This is a genomic window from Candidatus Leptofilum sp. (assembly GCF_965223525.1).
GTDB lineage: Bacteria > Chloroflexota > Anaerolineae > Promineifilales > Promineifilaceae > Leptofilum.
This window is the reverse complement of record NZ_CBDCWX010000004.1, coordinates 317,257-338,681: the sequence shown is the minus strand read 5'-3', so window position 1 is coordinate 338,681 and position 21,425 is coordinate 317,257. Positions and strand designations below refer to the sequence as shown.

At 50.9% G+C, this 21,425-nt stretch carries 19 protein-coding genes; 11 read left to right on the top strand and 8 right to left on the bottom strand.

Annotated elements, in window-relative coordinates:
• Positions 1-84: 84 nt before the first annotated feature.
• From ACOQPM_RS01655 to ACOQPM_RS01645, 3 genes are all read right to left on the bottom strand, one after another.
• A complete protein-coding gene (locus ACOQPM_RS01655) occupies positions 85-516 on the bottom strand; it encodes a CBS domain-containing protein (protein ID WP_420627485.1) in 432 nt (143 codons plus the stop codon).
• 60 nt (positions 517-576) lie between these two features.
• Complete coding sequence (locus tag ACOQPM_RS01650) at positions 577-1,989, bottom strand: LysM peptidoglycan-binding domain-containing protein (protein ID WP_420627484.1); 1,413 nt, start codon at positions 1,987-1,989, stop codon at positions 577-579.
• Between the two features lie 161 nt (positions 1,990-2,150).
• Positions 2,151-3,530 (bottom strand): SH3 domain-containing protein, encoded by a 1,380-nt coding sequence (locus ACOQPM_RS01645; protein ID WP_420627483.1) that lies wholly within the window; start codon positions 3,528-3,530, stop codon positions 2,151-2,153.
• A gap of 339 nt (positions 3,531-3,869) precedes the next feature.
• Between ACOQPM_RS01645 and ACOQPM_RS01640 the strand changes: the two genes are divergently transcribed.
• From ACOQPM_RS01640 to msrA, 5 genes are all read left to right on the top strand, one after another.
• The gene (locus ACOQPM_RS01640; RefSeq protein WP_420627482.1) at positions 3,870-5,291 is read left to right on the top strand and encodes a cystathionine beta-synthase; all 1,422 of its coding nucleotides are present in this window, start codon (positions 3,870-3,872) and stop codon (positions 5,289-5,291) included.
• A gap of 47 nt (positions 5,292-5,338) precedes the next feature.
• Positions 5,339-5,755 (top strand): hypothetical protein, encoded by a 417-nt coding sequence (locus ACOQPM_RS01635; RefSeq protein WP_420627481.1) that lies wholly within the window; start codon positions 5,339-5,341, stop codon positions 5,753-5,755.
• A 268-nt stretch (positions 5,756-6,023) separates the two neighbouring features.
• Positions 6,024-6,392: a roadblock/LC7 domain-containing protein gene (locus ACOQPM_RS01630; RefSeq protein ID WP_420627480.1), complete on the top strand. Its 369-nt coding sequence runs from the start codon at positions 6,024-6,026 to the stop codon at positions 6,390-6,392.
• A 187-nt stretch (positions 6,393-6,579) separates the two neighbouring features.
• Entirely contained in the window at positions 6,580-8,235 is a 1,656-nt protein-coding gene (locus tag ACOQPM_RS01625; protein WP_420627479.1) for a CTP synthase, read from the top strand.
• A gap of 94 nt (positions 8,236-8,329) precedes the next feature.
• Positions 8,330-8,881 (top strand): peptide-methionine (S)-S-oxide reductase MsrA, encoded by a 552-nt coding sequence (gene msrA / locus ACOQPM_RS01620; protein WP_420627478.1) that lies wholly within the window; start codon positions 8,330-8,332, stop codon positions 8,879-8,881.
• A gap of 74 nt (positions 8,882-8,955) precedes the next feature.
• Here the strand turns inward: msrA and ACOQPM_RS01615 are convergent, their stop codons facing one another.
• Genes ACOQPM_RS01615 through cmoA form a run of 3 tightly spaced genes read right to left on the bottom strand, consistent with a single transcriptional unit; the run spans position 8,956 to position 11,882 of the window.
• A complete protein-coding gene (locus ACOQPM_RS01615; RefSeq protein ID WP_420627477.1) occupies positions 8,956-10,113 on the bottom strand; it encodes a hypothetical protein in 1,158 nt (385 codons plus the stop codon).
• Positions 10,114-10,169: 56 nt separating this feature from the next.
• Positions 10,170-11,144, bottom strand: coding sequence for a tRNA 5-methoxyuridine(34)/uridine 5-oxyacetic acid(34) synthase CmoB (gene cmoB / locus ACOQPM_RS01610; RefSeq protein ID WP_420627476.1), 975 nt, complete (start codon positions 11,142-11,144; stop codon positions 10,170-10,172).
• Between the two features lie 12 nt (positions 11,145-11,156).
• On the bottom strand, positions 11,157-11,882 hold the full coding sequence (cmoA, locus tag ACOQPM_RS01605) for a carboxy-S-adenosyl-L-methionine synthase CmoA (RefSeq protein WP_420627475.1): 726 nt from the start codon (positions 11,880-11,882) through the stop codon (positions 11,157-11,159).
• Between the two features lie 153 nt (positions 11,883-12,035).
• On the opposite strand from cmoA, the gene ACOQPM_RS01600 reads away from it, so the two are divergent.
• From ACOQPM_RS01600 to ACOQPM_RS01590, 3 genes are all read left to right on the top strand, one after another.
• The gene (locus ACOQPM_RS01600) at positions 12,036-13,655 is read left to right on the top strand and encodes an alkaline phosphatase family protein (RefSeq protein ID WP_420627474.1); all 1,620 of its coding nucleotides are present in this window, start codon (positions 12,036-12,038) and stop codon (positions 13,653-13,655) included.
• Positions 13,656-13,732: 77 nt separating this feature from the next.
• The gene (locus tag ACOQPM_RS01595; RefSeq protein WP_420627473.1) at positions 13,733-14,704 is read left to right on the top strand and encodes a lysylphosphatidylglycerol synthase transmembrane domain-containing protein; all 972 of its coding nucleotides are present in this window, start codon (positions 13,733-13,735) and stop codon (positions 14,702-14,704) included.
• A gap of 384 nt (positions 14,705-15,088) precedes the next feature.
• Complete coding sequence (locus tag ACOQPM_RS01590) at positions 15,089-15,649, top strand: TIGR02391 family protein (RefSeq protein WP_420627472.1); 561 nt, start codon at positions 15,089-15,091, stop codon at positions 15,647-15,649.
• A gap of 24 nt (positions 15,650-15,673) precedes the next feature.
• Here ACOQPM_RS01590 and ACOQPM_RS01585 read toward each other — a convergent pair whose 3' ends face one another.
• Positions 15,674-17,731 carry an alpha-ketoacid dehydrogenase subunit alpha/beta gene (locus ACOQPM_RS01585; RefSeq protein ID WP_420627471.1) on the bottom strand — a complete coding sequence of 686 codons (2,058 nt, stop codon included), beginning with the start codon at positions 17,729-17,731 and terminating at the stop codon, positions 15,674-15,676.
• A 56-nt stretch (positions 17,732-17,787) separates the two neighbouring features.
• Here ACOQPM_RS01585 and ACOQPM_RS01580 point away from each other — a divergent pair, with 56 nt between their 5' ends.
• Genes ACOQPM_RS01580 through ACOQPM_RS01570 form a run of 3 tightly spaced genes read left to right on the top strand, consistent with a single transcriptional unit; the run spans position 17,788 to position 20,337 of the window.
• On the top strand, positions 17,788-19,317 hold the full coding sequence (locus ACOQPM_RS01580; RefSeq protein ID WP_420627470.1) for a carboxypeptidase-like regulatory domain-containing protein: 1,530 nt from the start codon (positions 17,788-17,790) through the stop codon (positions 19,315-19,317).
• 24 nt (positions 19,318-19,341) lie between these two features.
• Positions 19,342-19,917 carry a hypothetical protein gene (locus ACOQPM_RS01575; RefSeq protein ID WP_420627469.1) on the top strand — a complete coding sequence of 192 codons (576 nt, stop codon included), beginning with the start codon at positions 19,342-19,344 and terminating at the stop codon, positions 19,915-19,917.
• A 36-nt stretch (positions 19,918-19,953) separates the two neighbouring features.
• Positions 19,954-20,337: an MGMT family protein gene (locus tag ACOQPM_RS01570; RefSeq protein ID WP_420627468.1), complete on the top strand. Its 384-nt coding sequence runs from the start codon at positions 19,954-19,956 to the stop codon at positions 20,335-20,337.
• Here the strand turns inward: ACOQPM_RS01570 and ACOQPM_RS01565 are convergent.
• Positions 20,334-21,368: a serine hydrolase domain-containing protein gene (locus ACOQPM_RS01565; protein ID WP_420627467.1), complete on the bottom strand. Its 1,035-nt coding sequence runs from the start codon at positions 21,366-21,368 to the stop codon at positions 20,334-20,336. The genes ACOQPM_RS01570 and ACOQPM_RS01565 overlap by 4 nt on opposite strands.
• Between the last annotated feature and the right edge of the window lie 57 nt (positions 21,369-21,425).

Here is a 21,425-nt window from a genome sequence, read left to right as displayed (position 1 = left end):
TAAATATGGTTGTTTCGCAAGCAAAATCATGCCGCATCACCAAAGGCAAACCTGCGAAAAATATGGTTTTAAAGTGACAGTTTTTTACTCGGTGGCCAGAATTTGTGTTTCCAGCGTATCTATCTGACCATGATAATAATCGCGCTGCGCCTTCAACACGTCTCCAATGGAAATCATACCCAATAACTCGCCGTCTTCCACAACAGGTAAGTGGCGGAAGCGCCGTTCGGTCATCACATGTGCTACAGACATCAAATCGTCCTGAGGCAAGCAGGTAATTACTTTGCTGGTCATGACGCTTGCAACTGGTTTGTCTAACAAATCTGGCCGCTTGGCAAGGTGGCGTACAATATCGCGCTCCGAAATGATGCCTGCCAACTGGTCACCTTCTGCTAACACAAGCAAGACACCAATGTTGTGCGTTGCCAGCATAGCAACCGCTTCGCTAACGGCCTGTGCCGGGGCGATGGTATACAGTTTATTCCCTTTTGTAGCCAAAATTGTACTTACTTTCATCTTGTTTCTCCTTGTTTTGCATTTTCGGGTTGAATCACTTTTAATTTTTCCGAAAATGCCTTACTTCATCACGTCGCCTAGCTGGCTGCAAGCTGGGCAACGGCCGTCTAAACGTACCATAGCATATCCCGCCTGAGGATCGCCACTTTCTTCATATTTCATGAAATCCAGGTTGAAAACGATGGCCAATGGCACGTAACCGCTCGTTTTGGCTAGCTGGGTGGCTTCCGCTAACCAGGCAGCCTGCTGATTTAATGTTGTGTTGGCAGCCCAGCTAAAGCTGGATGGAACCCCGTCGAATCCGTCTGGTGTAAGATAGCCAAATTCTGTTAGGCAGAGGTCACGAGTGCCGTTGAACGTGTTGCGATAAAGTGTAAGAGTTGGCAAAAAGTACCAACTGTAATGGCGATCGCCAGGGTCTGCCGGGTGGCCAGAGGTGACACTGGGAGCGGTCGCCCCTGCGTTGTAATGGACGCCAACGCAGTCCAGGTATTTGGCAGCACCTGCGTCGCGCATTCCGGCCAAATAGCGTGCATCTGACCAGGCGTTGGTGTTGTTGTCAAATCCGGTAGGAGCCAAAGCACCAGAAATGATGAGGGTATTGGGGCTGGTGGCTTTTACGGCCGTATACACCGGCGCCAGCATATTGTTCACGTAAGAACTGGGGCTGATTTGACCCGCAGGCCACTCAAAATCAATGTTCATCTCGTTCCAGACTTCAATGCCATCGGGGGCCAGCTTGGCAACCTCCTGAACAAAGGCAATGTAGGCCATAAAATCAATGCTGTTGGCGGCTGGGTACGGCGTGTCGCCCGTAACCGTTACCAAAATTTTGAAGCCCTCGTTATGAGCAGACTCAATAATTTCGGCCAGATTTGCTAGCGTATCTTCGGATGGCCATTTATATTGGTATTTGATCCAGGTCATGCCTGCTTCATCCAAACGGGCGCGGTTGTGCAGATTGAGCGTTTGAGCGCCTAGAGCAAACTCGTTTGCGGGCGGTGGGGGCGTGTTTGTAGGGGTTGGCACAGAGCCGCTACCAGGAATAGTGAGGCGCTGCCCCACATAAATCAGGTTGATGTTGCTAATGCCGCTGGCTTGGGCAATGGCGCTAACGGTGGTATTGAAGCGCCGGGCAATGGCAGAAAGCGTATCCCCAGCGCGGACAATGTAAGTTTGGCTGCCCGTAGGGAGTGGCGTGGGGGTAGGCGTGATGTTTGGGGGCGGTGTGGGCGTGGCTGTTGGCGTATCCCCTGTGGAAATTTCTAGCTCTTGCCCCACAAAAATGAGGTTAGGATTGCTAATTTGGGGGTTTGCCTGGAGTATCGTTGTGAGGCTAACGCCAAAGCGGCTGGCAATTTGGGAAAGCGTGTCTCCCCAAACGACACGGTAAGTGAGGGCAGATACAGCGGTGATGGTTATTACCAGTAGCAAAAAAGCCATCACTGCAGCCAACCAACGCGATCTTTTCATGGGGACACTCCTGCAAATAATGAAACAACTAGGCAGATTATAAACGGAGATGAGGGGAACTCCAATTTACGGCCGTTCCCGGGAGTGAAATTCAAGGTGACAGTCACTTCAGGTTCGGCAATATCCAGGCAAAACAAAAAGTGACTGTCACCTATCCTCGTTCACCCATCCACAACCACATAATCTGCCGCAACGAAACCAGTGAACCCTTCTACCGCTACCTGATACCATTGTCGCTGGCTGGCCGGGTTTTTATCGGCAACCTGCGCCAACACTTTGAGGCGCGTTTTATCTTGCAACATCACCACAATGGTGCTTTGGCCGCCATCTGTGGCCGGCTCAGACCGCATATTCAGGCCATATTGCGCCTTCACCGTGCCAAATCGAGCTAATGTTGACGCAGGTTCTTCATTGCTGTGATCGGTACTCCCATCTTCAGGCATGTCTGGGTTTTCTTTCCCTCTGTCCTTGTCTTTGGGTTTTGTCTGAGTCGGAATATCCAGCGAGCCATTTGGCTGTGGATCAGGGAAGCGCCAATCCAGCGTTCCGCGCGTCACGGGTTCTAACAGTTGAACGGTGAGGTCATTGATATGCGAGGAGTTGTTGTATGGCCCTAAATACCAGATGAATGCGCCCAGAATTTGGGGGTGCAGGGCATAAATTTTAGCCACTTCTCGAATATGTTTGATAGCTACTTCTGGCGGCGGAATGATGTCGTGCTTCCAGCCCCATTCGCCAAAAATCACGTTGGGGCGGGCAATACCCATCTCGTCGCAAGCCCGGAACAGGTATTGAAAACGGCCGACTTTGGTTGGATATCCCGCCATGATGCCACCCATGTTGTCATCAACTTCCCAAGAGTATTCATGCAAACCCACACAAACTTGTTCCGGGCGGTCTGCACATAGCTGCAGGAATTTTTGCATCCCTGGCTGCTTCCAGGCGTCCTTTTCTACGCCGTCCAGCTCTTTAATTTGGGGTTCGCCGCTGTTGGCCTGCGGCATGGCGACTCTGTATCCTTCATGGTTGGCGAGCAAGGCAAACTCATAGCAAAATTCGCCCATCCAATTCCAGGCGTTCATATTGCCATACTGTGGCTCTTTTTTGCCTGTATTTTCGTCTACAGCCCGCTTGGCCCGAATTTCGTTGACGGGGAACCACCACAGATGCTCCCGGTATTTGGGCAAATCTACCTTGCGCTCGATGACGGGCTTAAGCAGATTGTAATGGCGCTGGGCGGCCTCTTTGGGTTCACGCAGGTAGTCCGGCACACTGTAATGCTCCACGGGATTATCGTCTGGCTTGACGATGCGATAGCCTAACACATGCGGCACTTTGGAACCTTTGAGGATGAGGTTGATGGCGTCCATGATGCCGCCATTGCCATCGTTGCAGGCAACGGCCGCAGGAATCCCGGCCGCGTCTAACTGACGCACATAGTCGCCAATGCCAAAGTTACGTCGGTTATGCCCCTCCCCAATAGTGACAGACATGCCGCCGACGGATGATGCCAAAAAGCCAATCTTGTTATACGCAGCCATGAGAATCTCCTTAATCATTTTAGATAGATCGGTTGATGAAAATACAGTTGGGAGAAGCGAAGCCAAATTTGATGAGCACATTTTACCAGAGGTAGGCTTGCTACTCCAAAGATATTGCCAACAAGTTAGCGAGACATCGTTGCTTTATCGTTAAACCATCCCCACCTAAGTGCCGGGCATGGGATGTACAGCTTCACATCTATAACTAACATCATCCCATGCTTGGCACTGCTTATTTCATCGTCACTATGGTTCGTGTATACTTGGCATTGTTATAAAGTTGACGCATTTTAACTGGAAATGACCGTATCCCAATTACCCAAACTGAACAGGAAACCCATGGGAAAATTATTAGATGAATCGGTAATAGAGATGGAAATCTACACAACTATCTTAGAGACTATCGGCAACACGCCATTAGTACGGCTAAACTCGGTGGTGAGCGATTTGCCCTGCACCGTTTTGGCTAAAGTTGAGTTTTTCAACCCTGGCGGCTCCGTTAAGGATCGCATCGGCCCGGCGATTATTGAAGATGCAGAGCGAAGCGGCAAGCTAAAGCCTGGCGGCACAATTGTGGAATCCACCTCTGGCAACACGGGCGTGGGGCTGGCCATTGCGGCCGCGCTCAAAGGGTATCGCTGCATCTTTGTGATGCCAGACAAGATGTCGCAAGAGAAGATTTTGCTACTGCGGGCGTTTGGGGCGCGGGTGGTAGTAACGCCAACGGCCGTAGAGCCAGACGACCCCCGCAGTTATTATTCAGTCGCCAATAAGCTAGTTGAAGAAACCCCAAACGCCATTTTAGCCAACCAATATCACAACCCGGTCAACCCCCAAGCGCATGTGGAAAGCACCGGGCCAGAAATTTGGCAGCAAACCAAAGGGCGCATCACTCATTTTGTAGCCGGCATGGGGACGGGTGGCACCATCACCGGTACAGGACGGTATCTCAAGAGCAAAAATCCACATGTCAAAATTGTGGGGGTTGATCCGGTGGGTTCTATTTTGTATGAACTGCATCGGAGCGGCCGTTACACCAAGGCAGAAGGGTACAAAGTAGAAGGCATCGGCGAAGACTTTTTGCCCAGCACCACCGATTTAAGCGTGGTAGACCACATTGTGCAGGTGAACGATAAGGAAAGCTTCCTGATGACGCGCCGCTTGGTGCGTGAAGAGGGCATCTTCGGCGGCGGCTCGTGCGGCTCGGCCGTGGCGGGGGCGGTTAAGTACGCCCATGACCAAAAGCTGGGCAAGGATGATGTGATGGTTGTCATTCTGCCCGACTCTGGGTCGCGCTATTTGAGCAAGGTTTTTGACGATGAGTGGCTGCGTGAAAATGGATTCCTAGAGCAAACCTGGGTTGATTTCCGCGCCGCAGATATTCAGGCAGTCAAGAGCGAAGGCGACATTATCACCGCCAAGCCAACCGATTTGATGACCGATGTGGTGGCGCTGATGAAGCAATACAATGTGTCTCAGCTACCCGTCTTGGATGAAAACGGCCGTCTCCTAGGCGTCGTCTCGGAAATTGATCTGCTCAACCATATCCTGCTCACCAATCATGCCAGCCACGCTCCAGACGAAACAATCGAAGCCATCATCGAGACAAATGTGCCAGTGGTGCGCCCCAGCGCGCCGCTGGAAACATTGGTGGGCATCTTTGCCAAGCACAATGCCGTTATCATTGCCACCGATGAGCAGGTACAGGGCATTCTCACCAAAATTGACATTCTGGATTTTCTCTCTACCCAGGTTCGCTGAGAAATTGCTAGCCAATCTCTGCCAAGTTCAAAAGTGAAATCAATCGTATGCCCGACCAAGTAAAATCCGATGAAGACCAACTGCTGAAGCTTCACCAGAAAGTGCTCGAAGCCCATCTGAAATCTAACGTTGAATTGATTCTTGAAGATGAAAATGACAGCTACGTTGTCGCCAACCGAGGCACAGTTGCCCACCCCACCAAAGAAGAACGCAGGCAACGCTTAGACCCTTATTTGCAAGCAACCATATTTGAAGAATACCGCGACGAAATCACGCCGGTTGTGCAGATTTCGCCTGAGGGTATGCTCGGCTGGGTGATTGTGCAAGTTTATGCACGCGGCACGCAAAAAACGCAAGATGGCAACGCCGCACCCATTGAGTTTGTGAGTGCTTGGATTGAGCTGTACGAAAAACGAGCCAATCGCTGGTTCCGCACAGGGAATGTTTCCAATTTTAAGTCGTAACAGGCAATTTTTGTGAGAGTGAATGGGTGGGAAACGGACGTTTCCTTCTCTTTAAAACAGTTAACATAACATCCCAATCTGACCCATTTCTCCCACCCTGCCTGGTTTGACAGTAAAATTTCGATATGGTATTATCCTGCCGTTCTTTGATTACATAAAATATAGGCAAACCAGACCAAATTTACGCCCATTTTATGCAAATTGCCGTGGCCAAACAGGGGCCAACAAGAACAGAGTTCCCCAAATACCAACGTGTAAGGAGAGTCGGATGAGATCCCGTACAGAGATGATGGTTGACCGCCTGAAAGATTTACAAGCAGGCACGCCAGATATTGAAGCATCAGCCGTTGTGAGTGTAGACGGCCTCATTATGGCATCGTCGTTGCCTGCCGGTGTGGATGAGGATCGCATCTCCGCCATGTCTGCCGCTATGCTATCTTTGGGTGACCGCATTGCCTCTGAACTGCAGCGCGGCCGTTTGGAGCAAGTCCATATTCGCGGTACAGACGGTATCATTGTTTTGCGTGCTATTGGGGAAGATGCCGTACTCACGGTTCTGGCCCGCGCACAGGCCAAACTGGGTCTCATTTTTCTGGATATGGGGCGCGCCGCCGAAGATTTGGAGCGTCTCCTCTAATGAAATGAAGCAAATAAGGTTAAAGCGAATACAACATTCGCATTGACGAACAGAAGTAAGAATTTAGGTGGGGCATGTCACCCAAGATGACATGCCCCACCTCTTTTTTTTGGAAGTTGCACGTTCAGAAGTTCAACTTTTTGTAAAAATTGAACTTCTCCCGAAAAGTTTTGAACGAGGTAAGGCGATGACAAAATATATTTTCTTTACGGGTGGTGTTGTTAGTTCAGTGGGCAAAGGCGTAACGGCCGCAGCGCTGGGACGGCTGCTCAAAGCACGAGGGCTGTCTGTTGCCGTGCAAAAGCTCGATCCCTACATCAATGTAGACCCTGGCACCATGTCACCTTATCAGCATGGTGAAGTTTTTGTCACTGAGGACGGAGCTGAAACCGATCTGGATTTAGGACATTACGAGCGCTTTATAGACATCAACGCCAGCCAAGCCTCTAACGTCACCACCGGGCGCGTCTATGCTGAAGTGATTGCCCGTGAGCGGCGCGGCGACTATTTGGGCGGCACCATTCAGGTAATCCCGCACATCACCAATGAAATTAAGCGCAACATCCGCCTTGTGGCTGAGCAAAGTCAGGCCGATGTGGTGCTGGTGGAAGTGGGCGGTACAGTAGGTGATATTGAAAGCCTGCCCTTCATGGAGGCACTGCGCCAAATGCGGTCTGATGTGGGGCGCAAAAACACGCTATACGTCCATGTCACCTTCTTGCCGTACATCGGAGCCAGTCGTGAACTTAAAACAAAACCCACCCAGCACAGCGTACGTGAACTGCGTGGCATCGGCATTCACCCCGATGTCATTATTGCCCGGGCAGATCATCACATTCCCAAAGAGCATATCAAAAAAATAGCCCTGTTTTGCGATGTGCGTAAACGAGCCGTTATTCCGGCCACGACCAGCGACATTTTATACAACATCCCCCTCTTGCTAGAGGAAACTGGTTTGGGCGATTACGTCATCGAGCGACTGAAGTTGAAGCAGGCGCAAAAACCCGATTTATCTGAATGGCAGCAGATGATTGCCACAATTCGCAACTCCAAAACCAAAATTCGCATTGGCATTGTGGGCAAATATGTGGAGCTGCATGATGCCTACATGAGCGTGCGTGAGGCACTTTACCATGCAGGTATTCGCCACAATCGGGATGTTGAAGTGGAATGGATTCACTCTGGCGACTTGGAGAAAAACAGGGGTTGGGAGCGGTTTGAAGGATTAGATGGCATTGTGGTACCCGGCGGCTTTGGCGAGCGGGGCGTGGAAGGCAAGATTTTGGCGGCACGCTGGGCGCGTGAAAACAAGGTGCCGTATTTGGGGCTTTGCCTGGGGATGCAGGTGATGTGCATTGAGTTTGCCCGCCATGTGCTGCAAAGCGATGAGCCGAACAGCACGGAGTTCGACAGCCACACTGAACATCCCGTCATTAGCCTAATGCCCGACCAACATGCGCTGGAAGATATGGGCGGGACGATGCGTTTGGGATCGTACCCGTGCAATTTGACGCCGGGCAGCAAAGCAGCAGCAGCATACGCCGCAGCGCAGGTGCAAGAGCGGCATCGGCATCGCTGGGAATTTAACAATGGCTATCGGGAGACGCTGGAGGCAGCAGGGATGGTGTTTAGCGGGCTGTCGCCTGACGGCCGTCTCGTCGAGATTGCTGAACTCAAAGATCATCCCTTCATGCTGGGCAGCCAATTCCACCCAGAATTCAAAAGCCGACCCAACCGCCCCCACCCGCTGTTTGCCGCCTTCCTGGGAGCGGCCGTTGCTAGGCAGGAAAGCCGCACAGTGAATGCCAACGGAACGGCCGTTGCAGAACAGGTAATTGGGTAGATAAGTAATTAGGTAATTTTGTGAGCGCCATTACCCAATTACGCAAAGACTCAGCTACAATTCCCTTCAAACCCAAACTTTAAGGAAGGTTCTCATGTCTACAAATGGAAACGGCCGTACACAAACCATTACCCTCGGCGGAGGCTGCTTTTGGTGTCTGGAAGCGGTTTTTGACGAAATGCGCGGCGTCACCGACGTGCTGTCTGGCTACGCAGGCGGGCATGTGCCAAATCCCACTTACCGCGCCGTGTGTGCTGAAACCACTGGGCACGCCGAGGTAGTACAGGTTCAGTTTGATTCAGAGGTCGTTTCGTTAGAGGAGCTGTTGTCGGTCTTTTTCACCATTCATGACCCAACGACATTGAATCGGCAAGGGGCTGACGTGGGGACGCAATATCGGTCGGCGATTTTTTATCATGATGAGGGGCAAAAGGAAACGGCAGTTCGCCTCATCAACGAGCTAAACGAAGCCAACATCTGGCCCAACCCCATCGTCACGGAAGTAAAGCCAATTGATACTTTTTACGTCGCTGAGGAGTATCATCAGAACTATTTTGTCAATAATCCGGGGCAAGGGTATTGTCGCGTGGTGGTTGCCCCCAAAGTCGCCAAATTCCGGCAGCGGTTCAACCATTTGCAAAAGTAGCGGCGAGGCAGATGGCCACGATCCTTCAGATTACGGCAAAACATCCTCTCCATCTGCCTCGCCTTGCAAAAAAGTCAGTTAGTAATCCTATTAATTTCAACAAGAAACAGTCCATTGATGTCATTAACATTCGTTCCGGTGAGAATAGCTAACCACATTTGATCTTGGGACAATAAAAAACCAAATATCCCCCCAAACGAATTCTGGGGTAAAATGTCGCTATATGAAATTATTTCTGTAGTTTCAAACGTATCCGCATTAAAAAAACTAATAACATCACCATCATCATTTGCGTAAAAAACAATAAAATTATTGAAGTTTCCTACCCAATTAATATTGTACAAATTATCCGTAATGTTTTCTGGTAGATGGATTTCCACCGATTGCATGTCCTCTAAATTCAATTCTTTTATTCGCAACTGACCATTAGCTTCTTCAGACCAAAGCACCCGTTTTCCATCATCAGAGAAATCTCTGATAGAAATGAGAGATTGATACTCCTCATTTGGAAAGATGGTCTGCGTAGTCAAGGTTTCCAAATCAACATGAAGCCCTCTTGCAGAAATACAATTAGCATGAATATCGGGAAATAAAATGAAACTTGAACCATCTTGAGACCACGATACTTCATTAAAGCAATTGTTTACTTCCCCAATCAAAACATCATCACCTTTTTGATTCACCCAAAGTTCTGATAATTCTCCACGCAAATATTGTTCTCCTAAATCTGGAGACGGCGTTTTTGTTGGTTCAATGCTGTTTAGATACAAGTAGGTAGTTCCATCTGGCGAGAAAGTTAACAAGTCAATCATTCCTAGATTAGAAGGTAAACTTGGCGCAGAAGGTGTTAATGAGAGTATAAATTCATTCGATAGTTCACTTGTCTCTCGTGACAATAAATCATATTGCCAAAATTGACCTGGGGTTTGATAGATTAAAGTGCGTCCGTCTAGTGACCAATGAAAGTGGATTACATGTTCCATAGTAATTTCGATGATATTAGATTGTGCAATGGGTGTTAAAGTTGCCGAAATCATTGAATTTGATGAAACTGTAGGTGTTGCTACAGATGTTTCCGCTGCAATCTGGGCCACTATACGTTCAGGGGTTTTTGTCACTAAAGGTTCCGTATCAACGTTTATTGGCTCCTCTGTAGAAGGCAATGTTGATATTGAACTGCAACCAAATAACAACGACACTATTGAACTGATGATTAGCAATTGTATTTTCATCAATTGTTCCTTTGATACATTTCTAGGCAATTACAATTTCTATCGAGAGAGAATTTTTACGGCCGTTTCGCAACCACAATCGCCCGCACAGGAGCCGGATATCCTTCCACCGTTAAACTGGCATCTTCTTTGTCCAAAAAATCAGGCAGTGATTTAAACGTCATCCACTCTGTGGAACGCTGCTCTTTGATAGTCGTTGGCGTCACGTCTAGCAACTTCTCTTCCACAAAGCCACACTTCCGCAGCCAGCCCAGCAGCGTCGGCACCGACGGGATGAACCAAACGTTTCGCATTTGGGCATAACGACCCTCTGGCACCAGCACATGCCCCGCCTCACCTTCAATGATGAGTGTTTCCAGCACCAGCTCGCCGCCAGGGCACAATGCGTCTCGCAGAGTGATGAGATGATCCATTGGCGAGCGGCGATGGTACAACACCCCCATTGAAAAGACGGTCTCGAAGGTAGCTAATTTGTCCGGCAACTGCTCCACGCCCAATGGCAGCACGTAGGCTGGCACACCCTCCCCCACAAAGTAACGGATCGCCTGATATTGCGCTACGTACAGCAGGTATGGGTCCAGCCCGATGACCAGCTTGGCTCCAGCCCCCGCCATGCGCCAACAGTGGTAACCGTTGCCACACCCCACGTCCAAAACGATACGGCCGTCTAAATCCGCAATCCCTCCCTTCAACCGATCCCACTTCCAATCGGAACGCCATTCGGTGTCAATGTGCAGGCCAAACAGATCAAACGGCCCTTTGCGCCAGGGGTGCAGCTGCCGCAGGTGGCTTTCCATTTGGGCCAGCTGCTCGGCGGTCAAATCATCAGGCTGGCCCACCATCACGCCATCGTGCAAATTGAGTTGAGAAGGCGCGACTGTGGGTAGATTGTTTAGGATTGTGCGCCATTGGGGTAAACGGCCGTGCTTCCCATCAGCCAAAGCCGCTGCCACCTGCCCTGGGAGGGTCTCACGCCACCCTGCCAGCCTCGTCTGCTCCATTCGTGCATACAGTCCAGAGTAATCAATCATAAATTGCATTTTTCATTTTATGGCCAGCAGCGAGACGAAATTGAACGTCTGAAACCACAAGTCGGCAGAAGCGAAACCCGCTCGCCGTAGTCGTGCCTGGTGCTGCGGCACCGTCTCGGCGATGAGTACATTTTCTAGCGCGGTGCGCTTTTGGCTGATTTCTAGCTCGCTGTAGCCGTTGGCCCGCTTAAAATCATGGTGCAACCTCACCAGCAGTTCATCCAGTTCTGCTGGCTCAAAGATGACCTTCTCAGACAAGATGAGCGCCCCGCCGGGCAGCAAGCCATCAAAAATACGCTGGATGAGCGCATCCCGCTGCGCTGGTGGCAAAAACTGGAGCGTAAAGTTGAGCACCACCACCGATGCTTGCTCAATCGGCACTTGGCTGATGTCTACCTCGACCAAATCCACAGGTATACTCCCCCCATCGGGGGCAAAGATGGTGCGGCATTGTTCAATCATGGCAGGGGCGTTGTCAACGGCCGTAATCCGGCACCCTTCTTGCTTAATTTGCTGGCGCATTACCAGCGTTACCGCCCCCAGCGAACAGCCCAAGTCGTAGCAGCGGCTATGCGACTGTGCATACCGAGCAGCAATCTGCCCAATCAGTGGGAGCAGCAGCGAGTAGCCCGGCACCGAACGTTCAATCATGTCCGGGAAAACAGCCACCACTTCCTCATCAAATGAAAAAGGGGCGATTAGTGATTTTTCAGTTGCATAAAGTGTATCTTGCGCCATAAAAATCCTCAGTTAGCGGAAATGAGGCAACTATCCCTCGCTTTGACAGCCACGTCAACAGGCGAACGGCCGTTGCCAACGTGAGTATTACCTTCGTCCACTTTTACATTCCCCGAAAAACTGCTAAAGTACGCGCAAATTCAATCAAGAGCGATGATGATGAAATTATTAATTTTAGGTATTGATGGCGCAACATTCGATTTAATACGGCCGTGGGCCAGCGATGGCAAACTGCCCAACCTGGCCAAACTGATGGGTAATGGTGTCCAAACCGACCTCCTCTCTACCTTACCCCCGGTCACAAGCCCCGCCTGGCCCTCCTTCATGACGGGCTGCAATCCCGGCAAGCACGGCGTCTTCGACTTTATCCAGCCCTCCGGTGATAGCTATTCGCTAGTTAACGCCACCCGCATCCAAAAACCCACCATGTGGCAAATCTTGTCCAACATGGGCTACAGGGTGGGCGTGCTGAACGTGCCGGTTACCTACCCACCCCAGCCGATTAACGGCTTCATGGTCTCCGGCATTCTTAGCCCCAAGCAAGGCACCATCTGCTACCCGCAAGATTTAATCGGCCGTTACCAGCCAACGCTGGGTGAGTACCGTATTTCGCCCAACATTCAGTATAAAGCAGGCAACGAAGAAGCCTACATCAAGGATATTTATGATTTGATCCACGCCCACGGCAAATGGGCGATTCACCTCATGAAAAATGAGCCAGTGGACGTGCTGATGGTTCATTTCATTGCGCTGGACATCATGATGCACGCCTTGTGGCGGCTGATGGACAGCAACCATCCGCGCCACGAGCCATCCCCTTACCAAGACGGCATTTTGGGAGGCTACCAGCTGGTGGACGAGTACATTGGGCAAATGCTAGACCTGCTGCCACAGGATGCCCATGTGATTGCCATGTCCGATCACGGTTTTGGCCCGCTGCATCGCATTGTGAACCTGAACAACTTCCTCATGAAAAAAGGATTCCTCAAGCTGAACCGTTCGCCAATTACCCGGCTAAAGGCATTGGCTTTTAAGCTGGGTCTGTCACCGGCAGTCATTTACCGCTTGGTAGAGCTAATCGGCCTACAAAACATGGCGACCAAAGTATCTAAAAACACACGCAACCAGGTGCTGGGTAAATTCCTCAATTACGATAATGTGGATTGGAGCCAGACGGTAGCGTACAGCATGGGGCATGTGGGGCAGATTTACCTGAACATGGCTGGGCGCGAGCCAAACGGCATCGTGACGCAAGCCAGCTACAAGCGAACGCGCCAGGATATTGTGGATGCGTTACAAGAGTTGGTGGATGAAAACGGCCGTTCCCTCATCACCAAAATCATCCTGCGCGAAGAAACCTACCATGGCCCCTACGCCGAAAAAGGGCCGGACATCCACCTCGTTCTGGACGACTACAACATCATCGCTTATCCACTGTTTGCTACCAACGGCAAAATTGTGACTGAGCAAATTCGTGGCGACTCTGGCTGCCACCGCCGTGAAGGAATTGTGATTGCCCACGGGCCAAAGTTCAAACAAAACACGCAGCTCCCCATCAGCGCCGACATCATAGACATTGCCCCCACTATTTTTGCCCTACTGGGCGAAGCCGTGCCGACGCACATGGATGGCACAGTGCTGGTTGATTTCTTCAAAACCCAGCCAGAACTCACCTACTTCGATGCTGAACAAGAGCTGCGGGATGCCCACACGCTCAATGAAGTGGACAATAAACAAATCGAAGACCGCCTGCGCGATCTCGGTTACCTTTAACAGTTGCACCAAAGATTTCGCAGATTCACCGGATTTTTAATAATCTTTTCAATCTGCGAAATCTTTGATTTTTTACCATGACATCACCTGAAGCCTCCACCACGCCACCTGCCAAAACAAAAAATCGGCTCGTTACACTGCTGAAAGTGGGCATTACGCTCATCAGTTTGGCGTTTGTGTTTACCAATGTGCCACTTAGCGAAATTGGGGATGGGATTCGGCAGGCGCGGTGGGGTTGGCTGTTTGTGGCCATGCTCATCAACTTTGCCGGGCTGGTGCTGCGCTCGGTGCGCTGGGCCATTTTGCTCAACGGCATTGGCAGCACGGTGCCGCTGCCACAGCTTATCAAGCTGTACTTTGTGGGGGCATTTTTCAACGGCGTGCTGCCCTCCGGCTTTGGCGGAGACGTGGTTCGCATTATTGAAGTGGCGGAGGATGTGCCGCAGGCAACGGCCGCAGGCACAGTCCTCGTGGATCGATTGAGTGGTCTGATGGGGCTTTTTGTGCTTGGGTTGCTGGTGATGGCGTTTAATCCAGATGTGTTCCCTCAGGAGATTCTTCTACAAGTAGGCGGCGTTTGCCTTTTGGGATTGGTTGGTGGGGTGTTTTTGTTACGTGGCTGGCGCTGGTTTCCCTTTTTGGAGAATCTGCTGAACAAATTGCCGCAACAGGTGGCACGGCCGTTTCTAAAACTGATCGCCACGCTGCAAGCCCTGCCAACCAGATCGCTGCTGCAAGCGTTAGGGATTTCGCTGCTGTTTAACTTTTTGCTGATTGGGCAATGGACGGCCGTTTCGCGCGGACTCAACTTCACAATTAGCTACTGGTATCTGATGGGCGTCGTGCCGGTAATGGCCATTGCCCTGCTGGCTCCTTCGTTTAGCGGCCTGGGCGTACGCGAACTGATCGCCCCGCTGCTTTTTGCAGGCGCAGGGCTAGCTACAGCCCAGGCGGTCACGCTTTCCCTCATGGTCTTTTTTGTTAAGCGGGCTTCTGAACTGGTGGGGGCACCGATTTACTTAATTTCTTTGTGGCGGAAACGGCCGTAATTTCAATTACTTAACTTAACCCTTGCTAAATTTTGCATGATGACTTAACTGCTATAATTATCTAATCTAAGCCTGATCACGAATTTCAGGGGTTGATGTGTACAAGCAAATCCTAAGAAATTGGAGGAGATGGAGGGCTAATCTATGTATTTCAGCACACGGCTCGGAAGTAAAACCATAAGATGCGTAAATCGCTTATGGAGCTCTTATCACGCGTTATGTAGCACAGTAGATGGAACCGTTTTATACCTGGCTTCAGGAGGGGATGATTCCAATCCGTACGACGGGTATAGAGAACAAGAAAGAAAAGAGCACATACTCAACTGCGCCGATTCGCTAAGAGACGAAGTTGAAAATCTTTCTAACCTATATCCGGATCAAAACTTGGACAAAGTATTTCGGCATCTATTGATTCAAATCCAAGAAGTCCATCGGCTACTATCAGAGTTTAACATAAAAGAAATAATTTACGTTCCTGGAGTGGGAAATAATGACGCTCTGCAAGCAAGAATAGCAGAGTTGGACATTGCGAACTTGGTAAGTGCCATTTCAGATTTTGTTCAAAACACAACACCATTATCAGGCTTGCAAGCTAGATTAGTTACTTCTGCACTTGTAGAACAAAATGCCCAAGCTGCAATACAGCAAATTTTTACAATTTTTGAAGACCATCTCAGAAAAAGAATTGGTGCTCCTTCAAATTTGTACGGAAAAGATTTGATTAACCAATCTTTTGGGAAAAATGGCGTGCTTACTTATGGTGCAACCTCGGCAGAGAAGGAAGGGGTTCGCAGCTTATTTTTTGGTGCATATGCAACTTTCCGAAATCCACATATGCATAGGATCGTTGAAAATGATAGTCAGATGGTTCTTTCAATAATATCATTGGTCGATATGTTAATTAAAATTACTGACACGGCACAGGATTCTATAAAAGAGGAGTAGTAGACCCTCTATACAACGTCAGCACTAAAAGGCCAGCAAATCCTCAAGTTTCTCACGAATCAACTCTACCGTTGGCACGATGCCTTCCATGAGGCTGGTGCTGAATGGCACAGGGGCGGCAGGAGCCGTCACCCGCTCCAAAGGTGCATCCAAATCCAGAAAGGCTTCGGCCACGATGGTGGCGGCAATTTCGGCACCAAAACCGCCCAGGCCAATATCTTCATGCACAATGAGGCAGCGGGACGTTTTTTGTACGGAGCCGAGCACCATCTCCTTGTCCCAGGGAACCAACGTTCGCAAATCAATAATCTCGATGCTGGCGTTTACGCCCTGCACGGCCGTTTCGCACCGTTCAACCATCGCCCCCCAGGTCACAATCGTTAAATCATCCCCCTCGGCGACTTTCTTGGCCTGGCCAAAGGGGAGCATGAACTTATCGCCGGGATACGGCCGTCTGGCCCAACCAGCATCCAGCATGGCACGATGCTCAAAAAAGATAACGGGGTCGTTGCCGCGCATGGCGGTTCGCAGCAGCCCTACCGTATCCTCCGCGTTGGAGGGGGCGGCAAAGAGCCAGCCGGGTTGGTGAGCAAAGGTCACCTCGCTGGTGACGCTGTGCCACGGGTCGCCAATTTTGCGGTAGCCGCCAGGGATTCGCACAACGATGGGGGCAGCAAAACGGCCGTTCGTCCGCCAGCGCACCGTGCCACAATTATTTAGCTGCTCCGTCGCCGGGTCTGCGTATTTACGAAACTGAATCTCTGGCACGGGAACCAAACCCGCATAGGCCATGCCCACCGCGCGGCCAATGATGCCTTCCTCGTTTAAGCTGGTGTCAAAGACGCGATCTTCGCCATATTTGCTTTGCAGCCCCAACGTGGCGGCATGAACGCCGCCCTTCAGCCCTACATCTTCACCAAAAACCAGCAGGCGCGGGTTTAGAGCTAGCTCCACGTCCAGCGTGCGCCGAATCGCTTCAATCATGTTGATGCGGCGCGGGTCGGGCGGATTTGGCGTCGCTGTTCCACCTGGCAGCTCAATTCCCTCTGCCACCAGGCCACCCACTTCCTGCGGCCGTTCAGGATCAGAAAACACAAAGTTTGTCACCGTGGCCGGGTCGCCATGCGGCTGCTTCATCGCTTCGTCTTTGGCTCGGATCACGTCCCGTTTGGCCTGGTTACGTAAATTTTCCCACTCATTTTCGCGCATCAGTGCTGGCACCAGATAATCATGCAGATGCACAATTGGGTCTTGCTGCCACTCCTCTTTGCGCTCATCTTCACCTTTGTACGCCTGGTTGTCCACGCTGGAATGGCCAGATAGTCGCGGCATCGTTAGCCGCAGCAGGCCGGGGCCGTTGCCTGCCCGCACCTCACGAACGGCCGTATGCACCAATTCGGCCGTTTCTGCCGGGTTCGTGCCGCTGCCGTCCCAAATGGCCAGATTTTTGAACGAAGCTAGATTCGCCGCAATGTTGCTGCCTGGGGTCTGAGCCGGCCCTTTCACCGAGATGGCGTAGCCGTTATCTTCAATGACAAACAGCAGGGGCAGTTCCAGCGTGGTGGCAATGGTGAGCGCACTCCAAAAGCCGTTGGTGGCTACTGAACCATCACCGCCAAAGACAACGGCAATGCTGTCTTCAACGTTTGGCGATTTCAGCGTCTCTTTGTGGGTGCGAATGGCCTGCGCCCAGCCCGCTGCTGGTGTATATTGCGACCCTACATCCCCAGCCATGGGCAGCACCATCGCCCGCTTGCGCCGGGGCAGATGGAACACCACGCCAACATCACGCCCGCCACTCAAGCTGCCCGTCCGCGCCATGTCGGAGGCAAACGCTTCTACCAACGTGAGACCACTGCCTAACAGAAACGGCCGTGAGCGATAATAGGCACTGGCCGCATCAAACGGCCGATCCAACAGTTGGCTAACGAGCAGTTGCCCCAGCTCATGCCCCCGCGCCGAGAATTGATACGTGACCAATCCTTGCGGGGTGAGCTCATTTTCTTCCAGTTCATCCAAAATGCGGGAGGTGAGCGCCAGCCGGGCGACTTCGTGCCAATCAAATGCAGGATGTAAGTTCAATTGCAAAGCTCCATATGGTAAAATAGTGTCACTTTTCAACCAGTCTAGGGGGCATAATGTTACTGCAAAACACGCGAATTGGAAAAACGGCCGTACTCATCATCATTCTCATTTTGTTGGGGTTGCTCGCTATCATGCCTTTGTTTCTTCAAGCAGATACAACTGGAGAAACCGAGGCCAGCCTGTTCTTACCGATCGTCTACAATCAAACGGATAGCACAGCTACCCCAACCACCACAGCCTCCCCAACAATTCACCCCACAATAACCGCCTCATCTACTTCGACTGCTACAAGTACATACACCCCTTTGCCTAGATGTGACATCCAATTTGAAGGATCGGTTTTCGCTGGAGATAGCGAGGTTCAGGTTACCGGGGACGTAGGAACAGAAGTCACCATCATCAATCTCTCAGACGGTGAGACGGTTCTGGGAAGTGGCATTTTGGAGGGACCTGTTGAAGGTCATGCTTGCGATGGCTTTGCCGCCATTTCAATTTCGCCTGTGCTCGAAAGTTCGAACATAGGGGACATCTTATTAGCTGTAGACCTGGCAAATCTAGAGAACAACGACACAATCATTGTAACTGGTGTGCCAACACCAACTGCAACACCCACAAGCACACCCGTTGAACCGTACATTGTAGCCGTGCCAGACTGTTTCCCAGGGCCAGATATTGAGTTCAATTTGCAGGGTGGCAACTTCCCAACAGATGAGATCTTGGTCCTATCCTGGGAGGGTAGCCCCCAGATCGTCTTTCAAGCGAACCAACATTCTGGCTCCTTCAACATGAATTGGACGTTTATGGGTCTAAGCGAGGGCATTTACACTGTCAGCGCCATCTCAGGAAGCACAAATATCACTGTCGAAGAGCAAATTTACATTCCTTGCGGCATCACCCCGACGCCGCAACCTGCTGATCTTATTGTGGGGCAACCTCAGTTAATTAGTACGCCGCCCGTTGTTGTGTACCAGCCACTCACCTTTGAGGTACCAATCACCAACACGGGTGATTTGCCCGTTGAAACGCTCTTTTTTGTGGACTTGCTGTTTGATCCCACGCCTGTGCATTTTGTGGATTCGTATACGGCCGTTTCTGGCCTAGGTGGCGGCAGCACAACCACCCTTACCATCACCTCCACCATCGGGCTGGCAAACTTCTTGGGCGACCATCAAGTGACCGCCCTGGTTGATTCGCTGAACCATGTAAGCGAAGCTGATAAAACCAACAATCTTTCCGCTCCATTTGAAATAACCGTTACAGAGCCAGCCATGACACCCGTCTCTACGTCCACGCCAAATGGTTCCGAAACAGTTGCGGGTATAACCCAAATCCTGGAAGACTCCCTGCTGCCAATCGAAAGAGCCCAAGTCACGCTCATTGATGAAACAAGTGGGCTACTAATCGCTTCAACTTACAGTGATGAAAATGGGGTCTACACGCTCAACAACATCCCAACTGGCACAACCTATACCGTACAGGCTTGCATCACCATTGACAACCAACCATTTTTTGGCCTCAGAACTGGCATTGAAGCACCAAACCTAACTACGCTCGTTGCTCTTCTACCGCAGCCATGCCCTTAACTTCCCCAGGACGGGTGAAAAATCATGAAAAAACTCAAAAACGTGACAACGCCTAAAATCATCTTGGGATGCACGCTTGCTTTCGCTATTGGCTGTTTCCTGTTCTTCTGGGGAGGGTTTTATCTGCTTACAGAGACATCCCTCACCCAACTCCCCAACTCGCCAGAAAAACCTGCAACTATCATCGGCATAGAAAGGCCAGATTGGTATGAAGCAAATCCAATTGTGCAAACGGCTTCGGGGAACATCTACAAATACGGTAACAATCAAGATACAGGAAGCAAAGAATGGGCGGAGATTGAGGAGGCAGAGCGGACACTTGATACTGCTTGTGAGGCTCGTGACGAAGCCAACATTGCCACAACGGCTGGAAACATTATTGACTGCCGGGCTATCCAGCTAGCTGGCGAATGGTGTCCCCCGCCAATCAATGTTTATGCTCTAACTGAACAGGGGACCCTTTGGGAATTTAGCGAACCCCAGCCTTGCACCTGGTCATATTACGTTTTCAGCTTCGTCGCCGGTATTGCTGGCTTATTTTTGGGTAGCATACTGGCAATTATTCGCTTCGTGTGGAGAAAATCTACCCAGGTTAGCTGAGAACGGCCGTTTCTTTTTATTTTAGAGAGAGCAACTATGAACAATCTTACTCCACCAAATCCAGCAATTTATTATGAGCAAGTTTGGCAACTCACGCGCCAGATTCCACGCGGCCGGGTTGCTACATATGGCCAATTAGCGCAGCTCATACCTTGCCCGGCAAATGTTGATCCAGACGAATATCACACGTTCGGCGCGCGCTGGGTGGGCAGCGCAATGTCGGCATGCCCTGCCGATGTTCCCTGGCAGCGGGTTATCAATTCGCAGGGCAAAATCAGCCAGCGACCCGGTGCCGAAATGCAGCGTCAACTATTAGAAAACGAAGGGATTCCCTTTGTCAAAGACAAAATTGACCTAAGAGCCTACCAATGGCGTGGCCCAGGGGAAGAAGAATTGCCACAGCAAGCCAAGCTGTTCTAACTTTTATTCCGCGACAGGTAAATTTCTGCCGCCTGGTGAGCCAGGGCGTGTGGTTCTGAGACGGTATCCACGTTGTAAAGGGCAACGGCCGTTACCCTCTCAGCCACAAAATGGGTAAACGAACTGGCAAACCCCATCATGCTGCCGTTGTGTCCGATGAACGGCCGTTTCCCCGGCGGCTCTACCAAAAACCATCCATAGCCCAATGAAAAATGATTCTTCAACTCATTCTGTGCCTGAGAAAGATGCGGCGTCCACATCTGCCGGCGGCTGCTGGCTGAGAGCAGTTGGTCTGTGTGTAGCAAGGCCGCAAAGCGACCCAAGTCGTTCACTGTGGAAAGCAACACGCCCGCAGAGAAGGTGTTGCTGGCACTGTAAAATTCAGCATTTCGTAGCCTCCCTGCTTCAACCGAGTAACCAGCCGCCCGCCCTGGAACAATTGCATAGGGATCATTAACCTGCGTTTGGCTCATGCCCAGCGGCGAAAATATGTGCTGCTTCAAAAAGTCTCCGTAGCTTTGCCCGCTAACTGCCTCAATCAGCAACCCCAGCAGGTAGTAGCCCGTGTTATCGTAAGCCTGCCGCTCGCCGGGCGCAAACTGAAGCGGCAAATCGGCCACCAGTGCCAAAATTTGCTCACGGGAGATGTCTAGGCGGGTCGTTTCCCAATATTCCGGCACCTCGGTGTAGCTTTTAATGCCGGACTGATGCGCCAAAATATGGTGAATTTGAATGGGCTGCCAAGCCTGCGGCAACGCTGGCAAATAACCGCCAATGGGGTCGGAGAGTGACAGTTTATCCTGCTCAATTAGTTGGAAAACCGCCGTTGCCGTAAACAGTTTGGTAACAGAGGCAATGGCAAATGGTGTGTCTGGGGTTACCGGAATTTGGTGTTCCAAGTTGGCAAAGCCATACCCCTGGCTGAAAATTGTCTCTCCCTCACGGAAAAGCCCCAGAGCCAACCCCGCTGTCTCACGGCCAGCCAGCCAATCTTGCACAAGTTGATCAATATTTTGCTGGATACTTTTCATTGAATGGGACACTGATTTACACTGATGAACACAGATTTACGCTAATCTTTTAAATCT

Excerpts from the sequence above, each read along its gene's own strand:
- ACOQPM_RS01615 (WP_420627477.1), bottom strand. The coding sequence starts at position 10,113 with ATGAAAATACAATTGCTAATCATCAGTTCAATAGTGTCGTTGTTATTT.
- ACOQPM_RS01630 (WP_420627480.1), top strand. The coding sequence starts at position 6,024 with ATGAGATCCCGTACAGAGATGATGGTTGACCGCCTGAAAGATTTACAA.
- msrA (WP_420627478.1), top strand. The coding sequence starts at position 8,330 with ATGTCTACAAATGGAAACGGCCGTACACAAACCATTACCCTCGGCGGA.
- ACOQPM_RS01600 (WP_420627474.1), top strand. The coding sequence starts at position 12,036 with ATGATGATGAAATTATTAATTTTAGGTATTGATGGCGCAACATTCGAT.
- ACOQPM_RS01625 (WP_420627479.1), top strand. The coding sequence starts at position 6,580 with ATGACAAAATATATTTTCTTTACGGGTGGTGTTGTTAGTTCAGTGGGC.
- ACOQPM_RS01655 (WP_420627485.1), bottom strand. The coding sequence starts at position 516 with ATGAAAGTAAGTACAATTTTGGCTACAAAAGGGAATAAACTGTATACC.
- cmoB (WP_420627476.1), bottom strand. The coding sequence starts at position 11,144 with ATGATTGATTACTCTGGACTGTATGCACGAATGGAGCAGACGAGGCTG.
- ACOQPM_RS01635 (WP_420627481.1), top strand. The coding sequence starts at position 5,339 with ATGCCCGACCAAGTAAAATCCGATGAAGACCAACTGCTGAAGCTTCAC.
- ACOQPM_RS01640 (WP_420627482.1), top strand. The coding sequence starts at position 3,870 with ATGGGAAAATTATTAGATGAATCGGTAATAGAGATGGAAATCTACACA.
- ACOQPM_RS01580 (WP_420627470.1), top strand. The coding sequence starts at position 17,788 with ATGTTACTGCAAAACACGCGAATTGGAAAAACGGCCGTACTCATCATC.
- cmoA (WP_420627475.1), bottom strand. The coding sequence starts at position 11,882 with ATGGCGCAAGATACACTTTATGCAACTGAAAAATCACTAATCGCCCCT.
- ACOQPM_RS01595 (WP_420627473.1), top strand. The coding sequence starts at position 13,733 with ATGACATCACCTGAAGCCTCCACCACGCCACCTGCCAAAACAAAAAAT.
- ACOQPM_RS01650 (WP_420627484.1), bottom strand. The coding sequence starts at position 1,989 with ATGAAAAGATCGCGTTGGTTGGCTGCAGTGATGGCTTTTTTGCTACTG.
- ACOQPM_RS01645 (WP_420627483.1), bottom strand. The coding sequence starts at position 3,530 with ATGGCTGCGTATAACAAGATTGGCTTTTTGGCATCATCCGTCGGCGGC.
- ACOQPM_RS01575 (WP_420627469.1), top strand. The coding sequence starts at position 19,342 with ATGAAAAAACTCAAAAACGTGACAACGCCTAAAATCATCTTGGGATGC.
- ACOQPM_RS01570 (WP_420627468.1), top strand. The coding sequence starts at position 19,954 with ATGAACAATCTTACTCCACCAAATCCAGCAATTTATTATGAGCAAGTT.
- ACOQPM_RS01565 (WP_420627467.1), bottom strand. The coding sequence starts at position 21,368 with ATGAAAAGTATCCAGCAAAATATTGATCAACTTGTGCAAGATTGGCTG.